The 18,316-nt window shown below is 67.8% G+C and carries 15 protein-coding genes and 1 tRNA gene; 9 read left to right on the top strand and 7 right to left on the bottom strand.

Translation table 11 applies throughout. The features are described 5' to 3' along the window. Positions 1-50 precede the first annotated feature (50 nt). The 3 genes from MU521_RS10955 (at position 51) to MU521_RS10945 (ending at position 4,731) form a co-directional block, all read left to right on the top strand. Positions 51-2,852: an AAA domain-containing protein gene (locus MU521_RS10955; protein WP_092692229.1), complete on the top strand. Its 2,802-nt coding sequence runs from the start codon at positions 51-53 to the stop codon at positions 2,850-2,852. A gap of 40 nt (positions 2,853-2,892) precedes the next feature. Beyond that, positions 2,893-4,128: a lactate racemase domain-containing protein gene (locus MU521_RS10950; protein WP_092692232.1), complete on the top strand. Its 1,236-nt coding sequence runs from the start codon at positions 2,893-2,895 to the stop codon at positions 4,126-4,128. A gap of 192 nt (positions 4,129-4,320) precedes the next feature. Then, positions 4,321-4,731, top strand: a complete 411-nt coding sequence (locus MU521_RS10945) for a midas domain-containing protein (protein WP_092692234.1) — start codon at positions 4,321-4,323, stop codon at positions 4,729-4,731. 131 nt (positions 4,732-4,862) lie between these two features. Here the strand turns inward: MU521_RS10945 and MU521_RS21460 are convergent, their stop codons facing one another. Together MU521_RS21460 and MU521_RS10940 are read right to left on the bottom strand one after the other, a co-directional pair. Further along, positions 4,863-4,997: a DUF7331 family protein gene (locus tag MU521_RS21460; protein ID WP_281187043.1), complete on the bottom strand. Its 135-nt coding sequence runs from the start codon at positions 4,995-4,997 to the stop codon at positions 4,863-4,865. A gap of 169 nt (positions 4,998-5,166) precedes the next feature. Continuing rightward, complete coding sequence (locus MU521_RS10940) at positions 5,167-7,905, bottom strand: ATP-dependent helicase (RefSeq protein ID WP_092692237.1); 2,739 nt, start codon at positions 7,903-7,905, stop codon at positions 5,167-5,169. 160 nt (positions 7,906-8,065) lie between these two features. Between MU521_RS10940 and MU521_RS10935 the strand changes: the two genes are divergently transcribed. The 3 genes from MU521_RS10935 to MU521_RS10925 all read left to right on the top strand — a co-directional run bounded on the left by MU521_RS10935 (position 8,066) and on the right by MU521_RS10925 (position 10,741). After that, positions 8,066-8,236 (top strand): hypothetical protein, encoded by a 171-nt coding sequence (locus MU521_RS10935; RefSeq protein WP_175452857.1) that lies wholly within the window; start codon positions 8,066-8,068, stop codon positions 8,234-8,236. A gap of 69 nt (positions 8,237-8,305) precedes the next feature. Further along, positions 8,306-9,082 (top strand): MBL fold metallo-hydrolase, encoded by a 777-nt coding sequence (locus MU521_RS10930; protein WP_092692240.1) that lies wholly within the window; start codon positions 8,306-8,308, stop codon positions 9,080-9,082. 132 nt (positions 9,083-9,214) lie between these two features. After that, positions 9,215-10,741, top strand: a complete 1,527-nt coding sequence (locus MU521_RS10925) for a globin-coupled sensor protein (protein ID WP_139171113.1) — start codon at positions 9,215-9,217, stop codon at positions 10,739-10,741. Here the strand turns inward: MU521_RS10925 and MU521_RS10920 are convergent, their stop codons facing one another. From MU521_RS10920 to MU521_RS10910, 3 genes are all read right to left on the bottom strand, one after another. After that, the gene (locus tag MU521_RS10920) at positions 10,742-11,893 is read right to left on the bottom strand and encodes a sensor histidine kinase (protein WP_092692243.1); all 1,152 of its coding nucleotides are present in this window, start codon (positions 11,891-11,893) and stop codon (positions 10,742-10,744) included. A 102-nt stretch (positions 11,894-11,995) separates the two neighbouring features. After that, a complete protein-coding gene (locus MU521_RS10915; protein ID WP_092692246.1) occupies positions 11,996-13,063 on the bottom strand; it encodes an mRNA surveillance protein pelota in 1,068 nt (355 codons plus the stop codon). Between the two features lie 82 nt (positions 13,064-13,145). Then, positions 13,146-13,772 carry a universal stress protein gene (locus MU521_RS10910; protein WP_175452858.1) on the bottom strand — a complete coding sequence of 209 codons (627 nt, stop codon included), beginning with the start codon at positions 13,770-13,772 and terminating at the stop codon, positions 13,146-13,148. 152 nt (positions 13,773-13,924) lie between these two features. On the opposite strand from MU521_RS10910, the gene MU521_RS10905 reads away from it, so the two are divergent. Further along, positions 13,925-15,766, top strand: a complete 1,842-nt coding sequence (locus MU521_RS10905; protein WP_092692251.1) for an ArnT family glycosyltransferase — start codon at positions 13,925-13,927, stop codon at positions 15,764-15,766. A 117-nt stretch (positions 15,767-15,883) separates the two neighbouring features. Here the strand turns inward: MU521_RS10905 and MU521_RS10900 are convergent. Beyond that, positions 15,884-15,968 (bottom strand) — tRNA-Leu (locus tag MU521_RS10900). 109 nt (positions 15,969-16,077) lie between these two features. On the opposite strand from MU521_RS10900, the gene MU521_RS10895 reads away from it, so the two are divergent. Continuing rightward, a complete protein-coding gene (locus MU521_RS10895) occupies positions 16,078-17,436 on the top strand; it encodes a DolP-mannose mannosyltransferase (protein WP_092692254.1) in 1,359 nt (452 codons plus the stop codon). On the opposite strand, the gene MU521_RS10890 is transcribed toward MU521_RS10895, so the two are convergent. Then, the gene (locus tag MU521_RS10890; RefSeq protein ID WP_092692256.1) at positions 17,437-17,952 is read right to left on the bottom strand and encodes an MOSC domain-containing protein; all 516 of its coding nucleotides are present in this window, start codon (positions 17,950-17,952) and stop codon (positions 17,437-17,439) included. It abuts the gene before it with no gap. Between the two features lie 54 nt (positions 17,953-18,006). Here MU521_RS10890 and MU521_RS10885 point away from each other — a divergent pair, with 54 nt between their 5' ends. Next, entirely contained in the window at positions 18,007-18,315 is a 309-nt protein-coding gene (locus tag MU521_RS10885) for a cyclin family protein (RefSeq protein WP_092692259.1), read from the top strand. Position 18,316: the final 1 nt, after the last annotated feature.

Raw genomic sequence — 18,316 nt, 5'->3', positions numbered from 1 at the left:
CCGGGCCGTCGAGGGGAGGGCTTTTGTTCGCTCGGCCGGTTCCCCCACAAGTGCAACTCCGCGGACCGGTCGTCGAGGTCGGGGACATCCGAACTGTGGAGACCAGTCGCGGGACCAGTGACCTCGCTGAAGTTCGGATGCGGCCCGACAGCGGGCAGGCCGAGGCCGTGACGGTCACGCTCTGGGGGAAGTGGACCGAGACCACCGACTACCTCGACCCCGGGATGGAACTGCTCGTGACCAACGTCGAGGAAGACGAGTTCCGTGGCGAGATCCAGTACGCCACCCAACGGGAGTCGATGGTCGTCGTCGAACCTGGCTTCCTCGTGGACGTGACCGACGTGCGCTCGTGGGTGCAGTGTCCCCGGATGTACTACCTCAACAAACTCTCCGGGCTGGAACTAGCCTACCCAGTCGTCAAGGGGACTATCGTCCACGAGGTGTTCGGCGACCTCCTCCGTGGCCGGGACCTCGACGACGCTATCGACGAACGCGTCGCCGAGGCCGGTCTCGAACTCGGCCTGCTGGACAAAGACCCCGAGGCCGTCGCCGCCGAGGTCAGAGATCACGCCAGCGCCATCGAGGGCTGGCTCCGGCAAGGGACGCTTACCGACACGGACGGGGCGGCTTCAGCCGCCGACAGTTCGGAACGGGGCTTCAGCCCCGTGGAGAACGAGTGGCGCTCCGAGCAGACGCTCGTCAGCGAAACGTACGGCCTGAAAGGGCGAGCCGACGCCGTTCGCCGTGGCGGACCGGTCGAACTCAAGACCGGGAAAAACACCAAGCGCGAACCCAGATTCCAGGACAAGATCCAGGCGGCCTGTTACGCACTCCTGCTCGGTGAGCAGGCCGTCGCGGACGGCGGTGCGGAGACCGCCACGGATGGTGGTCAGAGGAGCGTTCCGGACGGCGACCACGCCGACGAGGCCCCCGACACCGGAACCCTGCTCTACACCAAGAACGCCGCCGTCGAGCGGACCGAGGAAACCGGCGATCTCTCGCCGGCCAAGGAGTTCTCGCTCGGCCCCGGCCTCCTGAAGTTCGTCGTCCGCACCCGGAACGAGATCGCAGCGATGGAACACGACGTGAGCGTGCCGACGGGCTTCGAGGCCGACGCGAAGTGCGAGTACTGCTTCGAGCAGGACACCTGCATGGCCGTCTCGGGCCGGCTCGACCAGGAATCGAAGGCCGGACAGGTCGGCAGTCCGATCCCCGAGGACGAACGCGAGTACTTCGACCGGTTCTACCGGGCCATCGAGGCCGAGCGCCGGGCCGTCCACCGCGAGTACACGAAGCTCTGGCGACAGAGTGGCGAGGAACGGGCCGAAGACGACCGGGCGCTGATCGATCTCGAACCCATCGGTCAGACCGAGCGCGACGGCGGTCGCTGGGAACTCCGGGCGCAGGGGACCAGTGCGGTCTCGAAAATTCGGGAGGGCGACGTGGTGCTGGCCAGCGACGGGCACCCGGTCCGCGGCCGGACGGAGCTGGCCCGGGTGGAGGAACTCGGGGAGGAGGTCGTCGTCACCACGGACGAACCGGTCGAGTTGCGGCGGCTGGACGTGTACCCCTCAGAGATCGGCACCGACCGGATGCTCACCGCGCTCCACGACGCCGTCCTCAAGCAGTCCCCGGAGAAGAAGGCGGTCCTGTTCGGCCGCCGCGAGCCGGAGTTCGGCGAGGACGACACCGTCTACATCGACAACAACGAGGCTCAGAACGAGGCGGTCTCGCTGGCGGTCCGGGCAGAGGACGTGGCCCTGATCCACGGCCCGCCCGGCACCGGGAAGACCTACACCCTCGCCCGGACCGTTCGCGCCCTCGTGGAACGCGGCGAGCGCGTCCTCCTGACGGCGTTCACCAACCGCGCGGTCGACAACGCCATCGAGGCCCTCGAAGACCAGGGATTCGAGGACATCGTCCGGATGGGTACCGAGACGGGCGTCCGGCCGGACATGCAGGCGTACCGCCTGCCCGACAGCGGCGACCCACAGGAACTTGCCGGGCGACTCCGGGACGCCTCGGTCGTCGCGGCGACGACGGCCTCGTGTGGATCGACGGTGATGCGCGAGCAGTCCTTCGACGTGGCGCTGGTCGACGAGGCCGGCCAGCTGACCGAACCGGCGACGCTGGCGGCGGTCTCGCTGGCCGACAAATCCGTCCTCGTCGGCGACCACCAGCAACTCCCGCCGGTGGTTCAGGCCGCTGACGACGACGAGGGTGGGGCGGCCGCCCCCCTGCAGACCTCGCTGTTCGAGCGGCTGATCGAGCAATATCCCGATGCGGGCGTCATGCTCGGCCGCCAGTATCGGATGTCCCAGCGCATCCAGGCGTTCGCCTCCCGAGAGTTCTACGACGGACAGTTGCGCCCCGCGACCGGCGAGGTGGCGAGCCAGCGCATCGACGACCTCGCGGGGGTCGAGACCGACGCGCTCCCCCCGAACCTCCGGGATTCGGTGGCGTTCGTCGACCCCGACGGGCAGGCGCGGGGCAACACCAACCCGGTGGAGGCCGCGGCGGTGGTCGGGACCGTCCAGTCCTACGTCGACGCGGGCGTGCCGCCGGAGGAGATCGGCGTCATCGCGCCCTACCGCGCGCAGGTCGCGGAGATCAACAAGCGCGCGCCGGCCGGCGTGACCGTCGACACCGTGGATCGGTTCCAGGGGTCCTCGAAGGCGGTGATCGTCGTTTCCTTCGTGGCGACCGACACCCTCGACGGTCCCATCTTCGAGGACTACCGCCGGATCAACGTCGCCCTGACGCGGGCGAAGAAGGCCCTCGTCCTCGTGGGCGACGCCGACGCGCTCGGCACCGATCCGGTCTACGGCCGGATGGTCGAGTGGGCGCGGTGACGCCGGTAAGCTCTTTTCGCTCACCCACCCAGACTCGTCCATGCCATTCACGCTCCCGCTGGGCGACTCGGAGGTCTCGGTCTCGCTCCCGGATTGCGACGTGACCGTCGCCGAGCCGCCGGGCGGCGAGGCGGTCGACGTGCGAGCGGCGGCCGAGCGCGCCGTGGCCGACCCGCATGGCTCCGAACTCGCCCGACTTGCGGACCCGGACGACCTCGTGACCCTCGTCGTGACCGACGTGACCCGCGCGACGCCCGACGACGTGCTCGTGGACGTGCTGCTCTCGGAACTCCGGCGAGCAGGCGTCGCCCGCGAGCAGGTCACTGTCCTGCTTGGCCTCGGCCTCCACCGACCGATGACCGACGACGAGATCGAGGCGGGCCTGGGCGACCACGCCGATCTGGCGACGAATCACGACCCAGCGGAGACCGTCCAGGTCGGGACCGTCGACGACTGTCCGGTCGAGGTCCACGAATGCGTCGCCGAGGCCGACTTGGTGGTCTCGACCGGGATGGTCGAACCCCACCAGTACGCGGGCTTCTCCGGCGGTGCCAAGACGGTCGCTATCGGTGCCGGGAGCGAGTCGCTGATCCGGTACACCCACGGCCCGGAGATGCTCGCGAACGAGGGTGTTCGCCTCGGTCGGGTCGAAGGTAACCCCTTCCGGGCGGCCGTCGACCGCGCGGGCGACGAGATCGGGCTGGACTTCTGTCTGAACGTGACCCACGGCCCGTCAGGCTTTCTGGGGGCGAGCGCGGGCGACACTCGGAACGTCGTCCGCGACCTCGCCGCGGTCGGCCGCGAGGCGCTCTCGGTGCCGGTAAGCCGAGACTACGACGCCGTGATCGCGGGCGTCGGCGCGCCGAAAGACGCCAACCTCTACCAGACGACGCGGGCCGCGACCTACGTGGTCCTGGGCGACCGCAACCCCCTCAGGGAGAGCGGGCGCGTCGTGATCCCGGCCGCGATCCCCGAAGGTGCGGGGGCGGGGACCGGCGAACGCCGGTTCTACGACCGGCTGAGCGGGGCCGAGAGCGCCGCCGCGCTCTACGACGAGATGCGGACGGGCTACGAACCCGGCGCACAGCGGGCGTTCGTCGTCGCGCGGACGCTCCGGGACCACGACGTGTACGTGACCGACAGCCAGCATCCCGAAATCGTCGAAGACTGTCTGCTGCACGCCCGCGACTCCGTCGCGGATGCCGTCGACCCCGGCAGTGACGTGCTGGTGGTTCCGGACGCGCTGGACACGCTACTGGTCGAGAGCGGAAACTGATCGGGACCCGAGAAGGGCACGGGTCGCCATCGGTCCGGAAGCACCGTCCGTGTCGGTCTCTGCCCTGTCACTGGCGACGACGGGCGGGAAATCTAGAGAGAGTTCGGATCGACGCCGCCCCCATCCGAAAGGGAGTTCGGACCGACCTTGAAAAATAATCTTTAGCTGAAACGTCTTCGGTCGAACTGCAACATGACGGACGACAGGTTCACGAGACGGCGGATGGTGCAGGTGACGGGTGGCATCGCTGCGGCCGGGCTCGCTGGCTGTCTCGACAGCGGTGGCGGGGACGACGGCACGCCAACGGACGAGGACGGTAACATGAACACCGACGAGGACACGATGGATGGCGGGACGACCGAGGACGGAATGACCGAGGGCGGCGAGATGTCAGACGGTGGCATGTCGGACGGCGGACCGGACGAGGACACGATGGACGATGGAATGACCGAGGACGGAATGAACGACGAGATGACCGACGATGGGATGTCCGGTGGGGGGATGGACGACAGCACGACCGAGAGCGGGATGGGTGACGGCGGAATGACGGACGATGGCGGCATGTCCGATGCCACCACGACCGAAGACAGCATGTCCGGCTGACGGGGCCACGACGCTCGACTCGGCCGGCGTGTGTCGGCCGTGTTGGCCGTTCGGCTTCGCGGGTCGCCTATCCCGCCGGAATATCCGCGGGGAATCGCTGGCTCTCCGTGATACGGTCCGGTTTCGACCGGTCAGGTCCGGCGGCCGAGATCGACGGATGCGTCGGACTGGAGCCACGCGCGGGTGTTCCGGGAGTCGTAGATGACGACGGTTCCGTCGGGAGCTTCTTCCTCGACGAACCGGCCCTGGTTTTCTCTTTGCTGCATCACTCGGGGGTAACAGACGGTGCCTCTACGAGCTTGCTCGGAGATTTCGCGACACGTCGACGGGCTGACGTTGCCGGGGGCCACCGATACCGGCCGGGGTCGCGTCCGCTTTCCCCGCTCTGAGCCGGCCGGTGCCCGTCGGTGTCACCGGACGTGAACGGTACCGCGCTCACCCGCCGGTCGTCACACTCCGCTCCTCGCCGATCTCGTCGAGGACCCGTTCGTGAAACTCCTGGAGGACCTGACTCTCGTCTTCCGCGAGGACCACGTCCGAGGCCATCAGCGTCGCGAGTCCGAACGCCCGCGGCGTCGGGGATTCGACCCGCCGGGTGACGACCTCGACCTCGCCTGCCTGGACGGCCCCGAGGACGTCCTCGATGGCCTCGACGTTGAGTTTGTCCGCCAGGATCTCCCGGTAGGTCTCCTCCATCACGGCGAAGTTCGGGAGGTCCTCGGCGAATCCGAGTAGCATGTCACTGGAGACCTGTTGCTGGCTCGCGGATTTCTCCGTTCCCTTGTACCGCTTGAGGATCATCAGGGCACGCGTCGCGTTGATTCTGAAGTACCGTTTCAGAAGGTCCGTCCCCTCCAGACTCGCCCTGAGATCGCTCCGCACGTCCGCCGGGTCGACGTCTTCCAGCAGGCCCGCGAGGTCGACCTTCCGGTTGAGCGGCATCGACAGCGTGAATCCGTGATCGGCGACGGCGACCTGGACGTTGGCGTTGGCCGTCTGTGCCACGCGGTAGGCCAGCAGACGCGAGAGGCCGTCGTTGAACCGCCGGCCGTAGTTCGAGTGGACGTAGTAGTGCCGCTCGTAGGACTCCCGGTCCATCTCGGTCTCGATCACGAGCCGTCCGTCCGTGCTGACGCTCTCGGGACCGGCGTACTTCACCTGCTCTTCGAACATCCGCGTGATGGCACGCACGCTGTTGTCCGACAGCGGGAACTCCCGGAGCCAGCGCCGGACCGCCGCCGGCCCGTGGTCGGTCAGTCGATCAACGAGGTCCCGCTGGAAGGCCAGAATCTCCCGGCCCAGGTCGTAGGAGAGCGGGAGGCGTTCGGAGAACCACGACGGCACGGTCGGGCGCGCGCTCGTCCGGTCGACGTACACCTTCGAGCCCCGTCGATACTTGAACTCGAAGTTGCTCCCGCCGAGGACGAACACGTCGCCGGATTCGAGGGTGTCGAGATACTCCTCGTCCAGCTGGCCGACCCACTCGTCGCCGTTCCGGGTGATCACGTCGCAGGTAAAGGAGTCCGGAATCGTGCCGATGTTGGTCATGTAGATGACCCGCGCGAGGCGGCCGCGCTTCCCGATCAGCGGTTCGCCGACCGGGAAGTCGTCGTAGTGGTACTCCCCGTCGGGCGGATCGTTCTCGTCGCGCCACACCTTCGCGTACACGTTCCGGTCTTCGAGCCCGTCGTAATCGGCCGTCAGGTACCGCATGAGTTGGTCCCAGTCCTCGTCGTCGTACTCCCGGTAGGGGTAGGCTCGCCTGAGGAGCCCCTCGATCTCGCGTTCGGGCCGGGGGCCGTTGATCGCCATGCCGTAGACGTGCTGGGCGGCTACGTCCTGGGCGTTCTCGGGGATGAACACGCGGTCGACGAACCCCTCCTCGGCTTTTTTTAACATCACCGCACACTCGACGAGTTCGTCCCGATCTAGCGCCACGACGCGTCCGGTCACGGTCTCGCCCAGCTGGTGGCCGGCCCGGCCGACCCGCTGAAGCAGAGCGGCGACGGACTTCGGGGAGCCGACCTGCACCACCAGGTCCAGATCGGGCATGTCGATTCCCAGTTCGAGGCTGGTCGAGGTGGTCACCACGTCCAGCGCGCCGTCTTTGAGCATCTCCTCGACGCGCTGGCGCTCTTCGGTCGAGAGGCTGCCGTGGTGACAGCCCGAGTTGGTCTCGTCGTAGCCCTCGTAGCGCTCCCGGAGGTTCTGGAGGACGCGCTCGGCCCCCGACCGCGTGTTCGTGAACACGAGCGTCGTCGTGTGGTCCCCGATCAGATCGTGGAGTTCCCGGTAGAACCGGTCGGTGATCAGGTCCCGCGGGGTGTTGATGAGGTCGTCGGTCGGGCAGGTCAACTCCACGTCGAACTCGCGGACGAAGCGGGTATCGACGATCTCGTAGTCCCGGGTGTCACCGCCGGGCTCGGCGCGGCCCACCAGGAACTCCGCCATCGTGTCCAGCGGCTCGACCGTCGCCGAACAGCCGATCCGCGTGGGCGAAGTCTCGGCGAGCGCTTCCAGTCGCTCCAGCGAGACCGAGAGGTGGGTGCCGCGCTTGTTCTCGGCGAGGCTGTGGATCTCGTCGACGACGACGTACTCCACAGTCCTCAGTTTCTCGCGGAACTTCGGGGAGTTGAGCAGGATCGCCAGCGTCTCTGGCGTGGTGTTGAGGATGTGTGGCGTCTCCTCCAGCATCTTCTGGCGCTCGCTGTCGGGCGTGTCGCCGTGGCGGATCGCGTGGCGGATCTCCACGTCCTCGCCGCGCTCGTCGAGTTTCTCGGTGATCCCGTCGAGTGGAACCTCCAGATTCCGGTGGATGTCGTTGGCCAGTGACTTCAGCGGAGAGACGTACAGACAGTAGACGCTGTTGTCGAGGCCGTCGGTGCGGTCCCGGCGAAACAGTTCGTCGATGATGCTCAGAAACGCCGAGAGCGTCTTCCCACTGCCCGTCGGCGAGGCCACGAGCGCGTTGGTCCCCTCACGGATCAGCGGGATCGCCTCCTTCTGTGGCGGCGTGAAGTACCCGCCGTTCTGCGGGACGAACTCGCCGAACTGCTCGACCCACCACTCACGAACCACGGGTTCGAGGGAATCCAGCACGTCGGCGTCGTCGATCTCGACGGCTGCGGGATCGAAGTCGACGGACTCTCCGGCCAGTCGCTCGCGCTCTCCCATCCTGACCGCCCTTAGGGCGAGGCTCACAAGTCGGTTTGGACCGCGCGGTGAAAGTGAAACCGTCGCCGCACCAGACCGACGGCGGGCACACGCGTGAACGATCTCGAATCTTAATGATCGTTTAGAATAGATATGCGACCGGTCGGCGAGGTTCCTCAGTATGCTCATTCACAAACGGTGTTCGGTCTGCCACGACGACGTGGGGTCGGACGCGGCGACGATCTGTGACGCCTGTGGCGACGCGATCCACGAACAGTGTTCCAGATACGAACAGCGCTTCAACTGTCCGGAGTGTGCCGACGAACTGGAGGTCGGTGCCGTCGACTTCTGAGGCCGGCTGTGACCGGCACACCCGGCGCTCGGTCCCGGCCCTTTTTGTCGTGCGTGCCGACGAGCAGATATGCACGTCACCTTCCTCGGAACTGGGAGTGCCATGCCGACGGGCGAGCGCTTCCAGACCGGTATCCTGCTCGAAGCCGCGGGGGACCGTCTCCTGGTCGATTGCGGGAGCGGCGTGGTCCACGCCCTCGCTACAGCGGACGTGGGGTACGAAGGAGTCGATACCGTCCTCCTCACCCACCACCACCTCGATCACGTCGCGGACCTCCTGCCCCTGCTGAAGGCCCGCTGGCTGGCGGGTGCGGAGTCCCTGGAGATCGTCGGCCCGCCCGGAACGCCCGAACTCGTCGAGGACCTGCTCGCCGTCCACGAGTACATGCAGGACCGTATCGACCTCACTCTGCGAAGCGTCGACGCCGACGATCCCTTCGAGGTCGCCGGCTTCACGGGCGAGGCGATGGCGACCCGCCACTCCATGCCCTGTCTCGCCTACCGACTCTCGCACCCCGACGACGGTGGCGACGACATCGAACCTCCGGTCTTCGGCTACAGCGGGGACAGCGAGGCGTTCCCCGAGCTGATCGACTTCTTCGACGGCGCGGCCGTCGTGGCCCACGACTGTTCGTTCCCCGACGACGTGGACGTGTCCAACCACCCGACGCCGGCCTCGCTGGGGGAGGCACTCGCGGGCACTGACGCCGAGATCGGCCGGGTGTACCTCACCCACCTCTACCCCCACACCGAGGGCAACCACGAGACCATGCTGGACTCACTGGCCGACCACTACGACGGCGACGTACGGTTCGCCCGGGACGGGCTCTCGTTCGAGGTCCGGTGACGACAGTTCAGCCGAATCATACGGTCTGTGTCATTATGTGGTGTGTTACCAAGACTGCCGGACCCCATCGTTCTATCAGGCGTGATAACTGCTCCGTGTCGTATTTATTCGGGAAAGTGAACCGGCCGCGTAATGAGCGACAGTCTGCAGTCCGGCAGTGACGTATCAGGTGAGGATAAAATCACGGAATCGGATCGACGCGGTGTCGACGGCGACAGTCTCGCCGCCGATATCGGTCTCGACGAGGCGGAGATCGAGTGGCGCAAGGAGTTTACCGCCTTCGACGCGGACACCGCCGCGACACTCGAGGGGATGCGTGGGCTCTTCGAGGACTGTGCCGACGACCTCGTCGACGAGTTCTACGATCACCTTACTGACTACGAGCGGACGGTCGAGATCTTCGGCCGGTCCAGCAAGACCGTCGAGCAGTTGAAGACGACACAGCGTGAGTACCTCCTCGATCTCGGACAGGGTGAGTACGGTCAGGACTACTTCGAGGGCCGCGCCCGGATCGGGAAGCTCCACGATATGCTCGATCTCGGTCCCCGCGTCTATCTCGGCGCGTACTCGATCTACTACCGTGGGCTCCTCTCCGAGATCGGCGAACAGGCGAAGGACAACGCCACGACGGCCGGTGACGCCGAGGTCGAGGCCGCGGTCGAGGCCGCCGTCGACGAGGTCGTCGAGCGGACGCTCGCGCTCACGAAGATCATCAACCTCGACCAGCAGGTAGCGATGGACACCTACATCCACTCCTCCAACGAGCAGGCCGAGCGCGAGGCCGAGCGCAGACGCCGGCAGTCCCGGAAAGTCAGCGACGAAGTCGAAGCACCGCTGACCGATCTGGCGGCGACCGCCGACCAGGTATCGGAGAACGCGGACGATATCGACGCGCTCACCTCCGAACAGAGCGAGAACATGGACACCATCGCCGCCGAAATCTCCGACATGAGCGCGACAATCGAGGAACTGGCGTCGACGGCCGATCAGGTGAAAGCCACCAGCGACGAGGCCGAGCGACGCGCCGAGACCGGACAGGAGTCGGCCAGCGAGGCCATCGACGTGATGGAAGACGTGAGCGAGTCCGCCGACACCGTCGCCGAGGACCTCGACGACCTGCGCGAGCGTGTCCGGGAGATCGACGAGATCGTCGACGTGATCGACGACATCGCCGACCAGACGAACATCCTCGCGCTCAACGCCTCCATCGAGGCCGCCCGCGCGGGCGAGGCCGGCGAAGGGTTCGCCGTCGTCGCCGACGAGGTGAAGAATCTGGCCGAAGAATCACAGGAGAACGCCGCGGAGATCGAGGCTATGGTCGACCGGATCCAGGCCGACACCGAGGAGACCGTCGCGGGACTGGCCGAAACCAACGAACGCGTCGAGGAGGGGATCGAAGCGGTCGAGGCCGCGATGGCCGACCTGGAAGAGATCGCCGAGGCCGTCACGGAAGCGTCCCAGGGCATCCGCGAAGTCTCGGACGCCACAGACGGCCAGGCGGCCAGCGCCGAGGAGATCGCCAGCATGGTCGACGAGGCCGTCCAACGGGCCCGCGACGTGTCGACCGCCGCCGACGACATCGCGGCCGCGACCGGCACCCAGGCCGAGCGCGTCGGCGAGATCAACGACGCCGTCGGTCGGCTTACCGACGACGCCTGATCACACCCGATCCAGCGTGATCCGGAAGTCGGCCCCGCCGCGCTCGCTCTCTGTCACGTCGATGTCCCCAGCGTAGGACTCGGTGAGCGCCTTCGCGAAGCCGAGGCCGAACCCGGTCCCGTCGCTGTCCTCGCTCTTGACACCCATCTCGAACAGGCGGTCGGCCACGTCGTCGGGAACCCCGCGTCCGTCGTCCGCTATCGAGACCGTCACACGATCGTCGCTGGCGTCGGCGAGTCGGACACGCACGTGGACCTCGCCTTCGTTGTGGACGGCGGCGTTCGTGAGGACGTTCGTGAACACCGAATCGAGCAGATCGCCGCCGTAGACGCGCACGTCGAAGGCTTCGGCGTCGAACTCGACCGTCAGTTCCTCGTACTGGTCGCGCGCGTCCGCGACGACCGCCGATAGGGTCTCCGAGAGCGACCGCGGCGTCGGCTCGTCCTGTCGCTCTAGCGTGGAGACGAGGTCGCCGACGCGTCGGATCAGGTCCATCGCTCCCTCCGCGGTCCGGTGGACGCGTTCGGCGTAGTCGCTCCACTCGTCGTCGACGTTCCCTGCGATCTCGTCGGAGAACGCCGAGATCACCTGCAGGTCGTTGCCCAGGTCGTGACGCAGGAGCCGGTCGTACATCTCGACCATCTCCTTGCGCTTCTCCAGGTCTCGGCGAGCGCGTTCGAGGCGCTCACGCGAGCGGATGTTACCGATGGCCGTCGCCGCGTGGGTCGAGAGGATCTCCAGTGGCCGCACGACCTCGTCGCCGAACTCCTGGTTCTCGACCGAGCGAGTGACGATGATCGCCACCACGTCGCTCGCGATGGTCGCGGGCACCGCCAGCGTCGCGCCGACGCCGTCCTCGGCCTCGCCGGCGGCCTCGCCGCTCCTGATCGTCGTCTCGCCGCTCTCGAAGGCCTCGTGGGTCACCGCGAGCGGTTCGTCACCCGCCGAGACCGCCGGGTAGGTACTGTGGACGACCCGGAGGTCCCCGTCGCGCACCTCGACGAACGTCGTGTAGGGAAAGCCAAAGAGCAGCGACACGGCCTCCAGGCTCAGCGAGACGACTTCCTCGACGGACTCGCAGTTGTTCAGCGCCTGTCCGTACTTGTTGAGGTCGGCGACCTGTGACGTGAAATCCGGCTCCTGGGAACCCATCGCTCGATCCGTACCGAATCCACCAACGGAATACCCCCTCAAAACGATTGTGACCGTAACAGATCGGAAAACGTCGGGCGGGGCTTCCCGGTCGTCCCCGCATTACTCCAGCCGATACCGAAGGAGGGCCGCGATCTCGCCCAGATTCGCCAGTTGCATCCCGGGATCGAACTCGCTGGAGAAGACCGTCACCTCGCCGCCCTGCTGTTCGACCGCCTCGATCACGTCGTCCACGTCCACGTCCCACTCGCCTTCCTCGGCGCGTTCCCGGCGCAGGGCCTCGTCCAGTACGAGCAGGTGGTCGACCGCGCCGTAGTCGGCGGCCTCGGCGGTCTGTTCCGGCCCGTAGGCCGCCTTCTCGCCCTGTCCGATCTGGTCCATCAACTCGTCGATGAGGTCGGCCTCCTCGGCGATGCGGGTCTGTTCCTGGACCTCGTCGACCGCACCGCGTTTGAGGACCTCGTGGACGCCGCGGTCGCCGACGCCGCTCGTGTCCACGGTCGTGATCAACTCCGCCACGTCCGGGTTCTCGTCCTCGATGTAGTCTAGCGCGTCCTGTTTCGTGAAGCCGGGGCCGGCCAGGATGATCGCGGCCACGTCCAGTCGCGCCAGCACGTCCGTCAGGTCCGAGAACAGTTCCTCGCGGGGGCGGGCGTACTCGCCCTTCCCGGTCGGGGCGGTGATGCTCGCGCGTTCCTCGGTGCCGTACTGGGCGACGGTGTGGACGTAGGCCTGGCCCTCCTCGACGGTGGCGATGGCTACGTCGGGGTTCTCGGCGGCCTCGACGGCCTCGTTCAGGCGTTCCAGTTGATCGGACTTCCAGCGTTTCTCGACCTCCAGTTCGTCGCGTTCCTCGACGTTGAGCGTGTGGTGGTGCCCCAGTTGGTCCTCCCGAGAGCAGTCGACGATTTCGCCGCCGACCCGGAGGCGGTTGGCGAAGCGGGCGAACTCGACGGTCTCGACCGCGAGCGTGACGTACATGTGCTCGCGCTCGCCGCCCGTGTCACGCATCTTGTCGTCGTTGCGCTGGATCCGCCGCGTCGTGTCCCCGCCGACGCGGTCGCCCGGCTCCAGCACGTAGGTGAGGTGCCACAGGTCGTCGAGCGTCTCCGGGACCACGGTGATCCGCTCTTTCCCGCCCTCGACCTGCACCCGGTCGGCGATACGCATACCTGTCGGTGTGGCGCTGTCGGGTAAGTGCCCTCCGGTTTCGGCCCCCTGTAAAAATCGTCCGGCGATCCGCTCGGCCCGATCAGTGCCGCGCGACCAGACTCGTCCGCTGGGTCACCGGGTCGATGTACGCACACAGCGACTCGCCGTCGTCGCTCTCGATGTCGACGACCCAGACGCTGACCTGGCGTTCGACCCCCGTGACCTCGCCGTCGCCGCGGTCACTCTGTGCCAGTGCCTCCTCTGCGAGTTCGCGTGCGTCCGCTTCGTCCGTCACCGTCTCGTCGGATTCGGGCAGGCGGACGGTCATCACCGGACAGGCTGCGTGTCGGACGAGTCGCTCGGCGACGCTCCCGATGAGGCGACGCTGGACGCCCGACCGCCCGTGGGTGCCGGCGACGATCAGGTCGGCGTCGATCTCCTCGGCGTAGTCGATGATCCCCGAGGCCGGATCGCCCGTCTGAATCTCCGTCACCGTGTCGACGCCGTGGACCTGGGCCATCCGCTCGATGCGCTCGACCGCGCGCTCGCCCTGCTCTTCCAGTTCGCTCTCCGACCCCGTGGCTTCCAGCAGCGAACTCGCCGTCTCGTCGACGACGTGGAGGACGTACACCGTGCTGCCGTACTGCTCGGCGAGGTCCAGCGCCTGCATGGCCACGTGGGCCGTCCCTGTACTCCCGTCCGTCGGTACCAGGATCCGTTCGTACACAGTGAGACGAACGCGTTCGTGCCTTATATGCTCGCAACCAATTTCTCAGTGGACGGGAACTGTCTGCCCGATCCCACCCACGGCAGTCACGAGACGACTCTTCCATCGCATCCCGAAAGCGCAATCCCCGTGGAATCGTTCACTCCGCACGGATGACAGTAGTGTCGGGACTGATCGATCGGATCGGCGGTCAGGTGCGCCGCGATCTCCGCGCGGACCCCTACCTCGCCGCGATCCTCCTCGTCGCCGCGCTACTGGCGAGCTTCTGGATCTGGCACCGCGTTCCGAACTTCGCCACCTGGGACGAGCGCGACCGCCTGCTCGATTCGCTCGTCGTCTACAGCTCCCTGATCGAGGACCCCAGCATCGCTTCCCTCCGGGAATCCGTCGCCTGGGGCCGCGCTCCCTTCGGTGCCACCCTCTACCTCTACAGCCTCGCGATCGCTCCGGTCGTCGCCCTCGCGCTCCTGCTGGGTGAGGGGGGTGCGCTCGCCGGCATCCACTCGCTGAACGTCGAATACGGCTACTTCGAGACGTGGCAGGCGACACCGGCCTGGATCTGGACCGGGAGTCTCGTCGCCACTCGACTCGTCAACGCCTGTCTCGCCGTCGGATCGGTGTACCTGACCTACCGCCTCGGCACCGTCCTCCGGGACCGCGTGACCGGCCGCCTCGCCGCCGCCCTCCTCGCGGTGACCTTCGGCCTCGCCATGCTCGCCCACGAGGCCGGCGAGGACGTGCCCGCTCTCTTCGCCCTCCTGCTCGCGCTCTACCTGCTCGTCCGCTACGTCCAGACCGGCACGCGCCGCCGGTTTCTGGAAGCCAGCGCCGCCGGCGGCCTCGCGGTCGCGTTCAAACTCACCGCCGGCCTGCTCGTCCCCGTGATCGGCCTCGGCTACCTGCTCCGCGCTCGGCGCGAGGACCGACCGCTCGCTGCGGCCCTCCGGCGACCGCGGCTCTTCCTCGGCGGCGCGGCGACCGGTGCCGCCGTGATCGCGCTCGGGTTCCCGACGCTGCTCGTGGGCCACGTCGACCCCGTCGTCGAACGCTTCGTCGGGCAGTCGGCGGGCCGCGCCAGCGTCGCGCTCGGTCCCACCGCGCCCTCGTGGTGGTGGTTCCTCCGTGGCTACCTCGCCAGTTTCGGCCTCCCGCTCACCGTCGCCGGGATCGCCGGCGTCCTCGCGAGCGTCGCCGCGCTCCGCCCCGGCGCGGGCGACCGGCCCACTGGCCGAACCACCGGGTCGACCACCGACCACGACGCCCGCATCCTCCTGCTGGCCCTGCTCGCCGCCTTCATCGCCGTCCTCTCGGGCTGGCACGACTTCCGCCCCCACCACCTGCTCCCGACGCTTCCCCTCGTCGTCCTCCTGACCGCCGACGCGCTCGCTCGACTTCGAGCGCGCCGCCCCGCCGTCGCGGGGCCGCTGATCGCGGTCCTGCTCGTCACCACCGCCGCCTTCGCCGGCGTCGGCGTGGCCGGCTACGCCACCACGCCGCGGGACGCCGCCGTCGACTGGCTCGACCGCACCGCCCCCGAAAACGCCACCATGGCCACCTACCACCACGGCTTCGACGAGACCGCCGTCCCCCACGGCATGACCGTCGCCCACCGCTGGGGCCCGGCCAGCCACGAAGACCGCAACGTCTCCTGCCCCCAGTATATCCAGCTCTCCTACGAGAACCTGCTCTACCTGCGGGACGTGCCCCGGGCCCAGCGCGAGGTCGGTGTCCGCTGGAACGTCTCCCGACGAGCCGCCTACGTCCGTGGCCTGTTGGCGGGCGAATACGCCTACGAAATCGCCGCCGAGTTCGGTCCCCGACCCCCGAACTACGTTCCCCAGCGACCGAGGCCCGGCTCGCTGGTCGACATCCTCCCGATGGGGATCACCCCTCGCAACGACTTCTACGGCGACGAACAGGAGCTCGGTCCCGGGCAGTACGTCGTGATTCTGGAGCGGAATGAGGCGTGTTCGAAGGACGTGCCGGAGTGGTAGAAAACGCGCGGGACCGGATTCGAACCGGCGGAAGAAATGCTCGCTTCGCTGTGCGCGACTGACAGGCTTCGAATCCGCTGGCGATTGCTGTCGCTCACGAGTTGTTCGCGACAGCAATGCGCGGGACCGGATTCGAACCGGCGGACCCCTACGGGATAGCGTCCTAAGCGCTACGCCTTTGGCCTGGCTCGGCAACCCGCGCGCACCCCTCCCTTCCCGACGCCGGCTAATAAATATCACGAGCCAGACCGACCGCCTCCGACCGGTTTGCCAACTGACTTACGAAACGAACCGAAATCCCCGAGCAAGCAATGCCGGGGGTGCCCTCCACGGTCCCGCGAACGCGGACCGACCTCCACGACTGGATCGAGACCCACTGGTTCCCGCTCCTGCTCGGCGGTGCCATCGCCCTCCTCGTCGCGGGCACCGGCTACCAGTTCCTCGATCACCCCTGGTACGTCAGCGACGACTCTGCCCTGTTCCAGCACGGCGGCTGGTACATCACCCAGGGCGGGACACCCTACGTCGACTTCTGGGACCTCAAACCGCCGCTGATCTACGCCGTGACGACGCCGCTGGCCTTCCTCTCGGGGGGCAACATGGCCGTCCTGCACGTCCTGAGCGTCCTCGTCGCCGCGGCGGCCATCGTCGCGGGCGTCACCCTCGTCGGCGTGCTCAACTACCGGCTCACCGAAAACGGCGTCGCGAGCGTGGCCGCCGGGTGGACGCTGTTCGTCGTCACGACGCTGTTCACCTACCCCTGGGCCGGTATCCGCCCGAAATACATGGCGCTGTGCTTCGGCGCGCTCGCGCTCCTGCTGGCGGTCGAGGATCGCTTCCTCGCCAGCGGTGCCGCCGCCGCCGTCACCGCGGGCTTCTGGCACCTCGGCGCACCGTTGGCCCTGCTCGTGGCCGCGATGAGCTACGTCGACGGGGGCCGGCCGGGGCTCCAGCGCGCGCTCGCGGGGGGCACGCTCGTGACGGCACTCGTCCTCGCGCCGTTCGCGCTCACTGGGAATCTCGTCCCCCTGTTCGTCGAGGTCGTCCTCACGCCCATCTACGGCGCGGGCGAGTACTCGCTGGCGGCCCGGTTGCTGGAACCCATCTACGAGATCGGGTGGGGCATCGCCGCGTTTCCGCTGGGTATCTACGGCTGGTTCCTGGCCAGCGACGGCGACTGGTCGCAGTACTGGTGGGTCGCGGTCGGGGGTATCGCCTACCAGATCCTCTTTTTCGTCGAGATGGCGGGTGCCATCGACGCGGTGATGGCGGTTCCGTTCGCCGCCCTCGGCGTCGGTGCCGTCGTCGCCGAGACACGGACACCCTCCCGACGGGTGCTCTTGCTCGCTCTCGTCGTTTGCCTCGTCGCGTCGAGTTTGCACTGGAACGAGGGCGCGAGGACGCCTGTTCGGGACGAACTGACCGATCTGCAGGAGTCGCTCGGGACCGTGGAGTACGGCCCGCTGGCCGACCGGCCGCCCGGCGTCCCCTCGATGCAGACGATCTACTGGGAACAGCGGCGACCGGCCACCTGTCACTATCGCATGGACAAGAAACAGCGAGCCTTCGTGTACGCGACCGGCGGGACCCTGCAGGAACCGACCTGTGGCCACTGGCCGTTCGACGAACCACCGCTCCCGTGGCTCGTGGACGCCGTGACGCCCTGGTAATCAGGACAACCGATCCCGGATCGCCTCGGCGAGTCCGTCCGGATCGGATGCGACCGACTCGCCCACCTCGATCCCGTCGCCGACGGCGACCGTTCCGCCGTCGACCACGCGGGCGCAGATCCCACCGCGGTCGTCGCCCAGCGACTTCGCGACGCCGTCCTCGCCCGCCACCTGCTCGACGTGGGCGCAGGGCGGTCGCGGGCGCGTCCCCTCGAATGTCGCCTCGCCGATGGTGAACCGCGTGTCGAGCAACTCGTGGACGTCGATGCCGCGAGTCACCACGTTCCGGCGGTGGCGACCGTCAGACAGGTCGATTCCCTCGTCGTCCCGAATGCGCTCGATAGCCTCGGCCTCGATCAGCGTCACCTCGCACTCGTCGAAGCCGGAGTAGTAGCCGGTGCCGCGCTGGTATCGGTCGCCTTCCAGGCCGCCTCGCACGGCGCGGACGCGCTCGACGGCCTCCATGGGAGCCGATCCCTCCTCGGTCACCCAGATCCGCTCGACGGTGCTAGACATAGGCCGTCGTAGGTGGCGACAGCGTTTATACTCCCGGCCGGACAACGGGCGGGTATGTACCGCGCCAGCGACGAGGTCGACAACGAGGAGTGGCTCGCCGAACTGGAGGCGGCGGCCGACCGCCTCGACCTCGACGACGAGGCGCGAACGCGGGCGGCCGACCTGTTCCTCTCCACGCTCCCCGACAGCGACCGCTCGAAGCGGCCGACGATGGCCGCGAGCCTCTACGTCGCGACGCTGGTCACGAGCGACCGCCGCGCGCAGGGCGAGGTGGCCGACGCTGTGGGCGTCTCGCGACTCTCGGTCCAGCAGCGATGGAAGGAGTTGCTCGAACGCACGGGGCTGGACGCTCCGGACTGGTGAG

Source organism: Halorientalis regularis (assembly GCF_023698535.1).
Taxonomy (GTDB): domain Archaea; phylum Halobacteriota; class Halobacteria; order Halobacteriales; family Haloarculaceae; genus Halorientalis; species Halorientalis regularis.
This window is presented reverse-complemented; position numbering and strand designations above follow the sequence as displayed.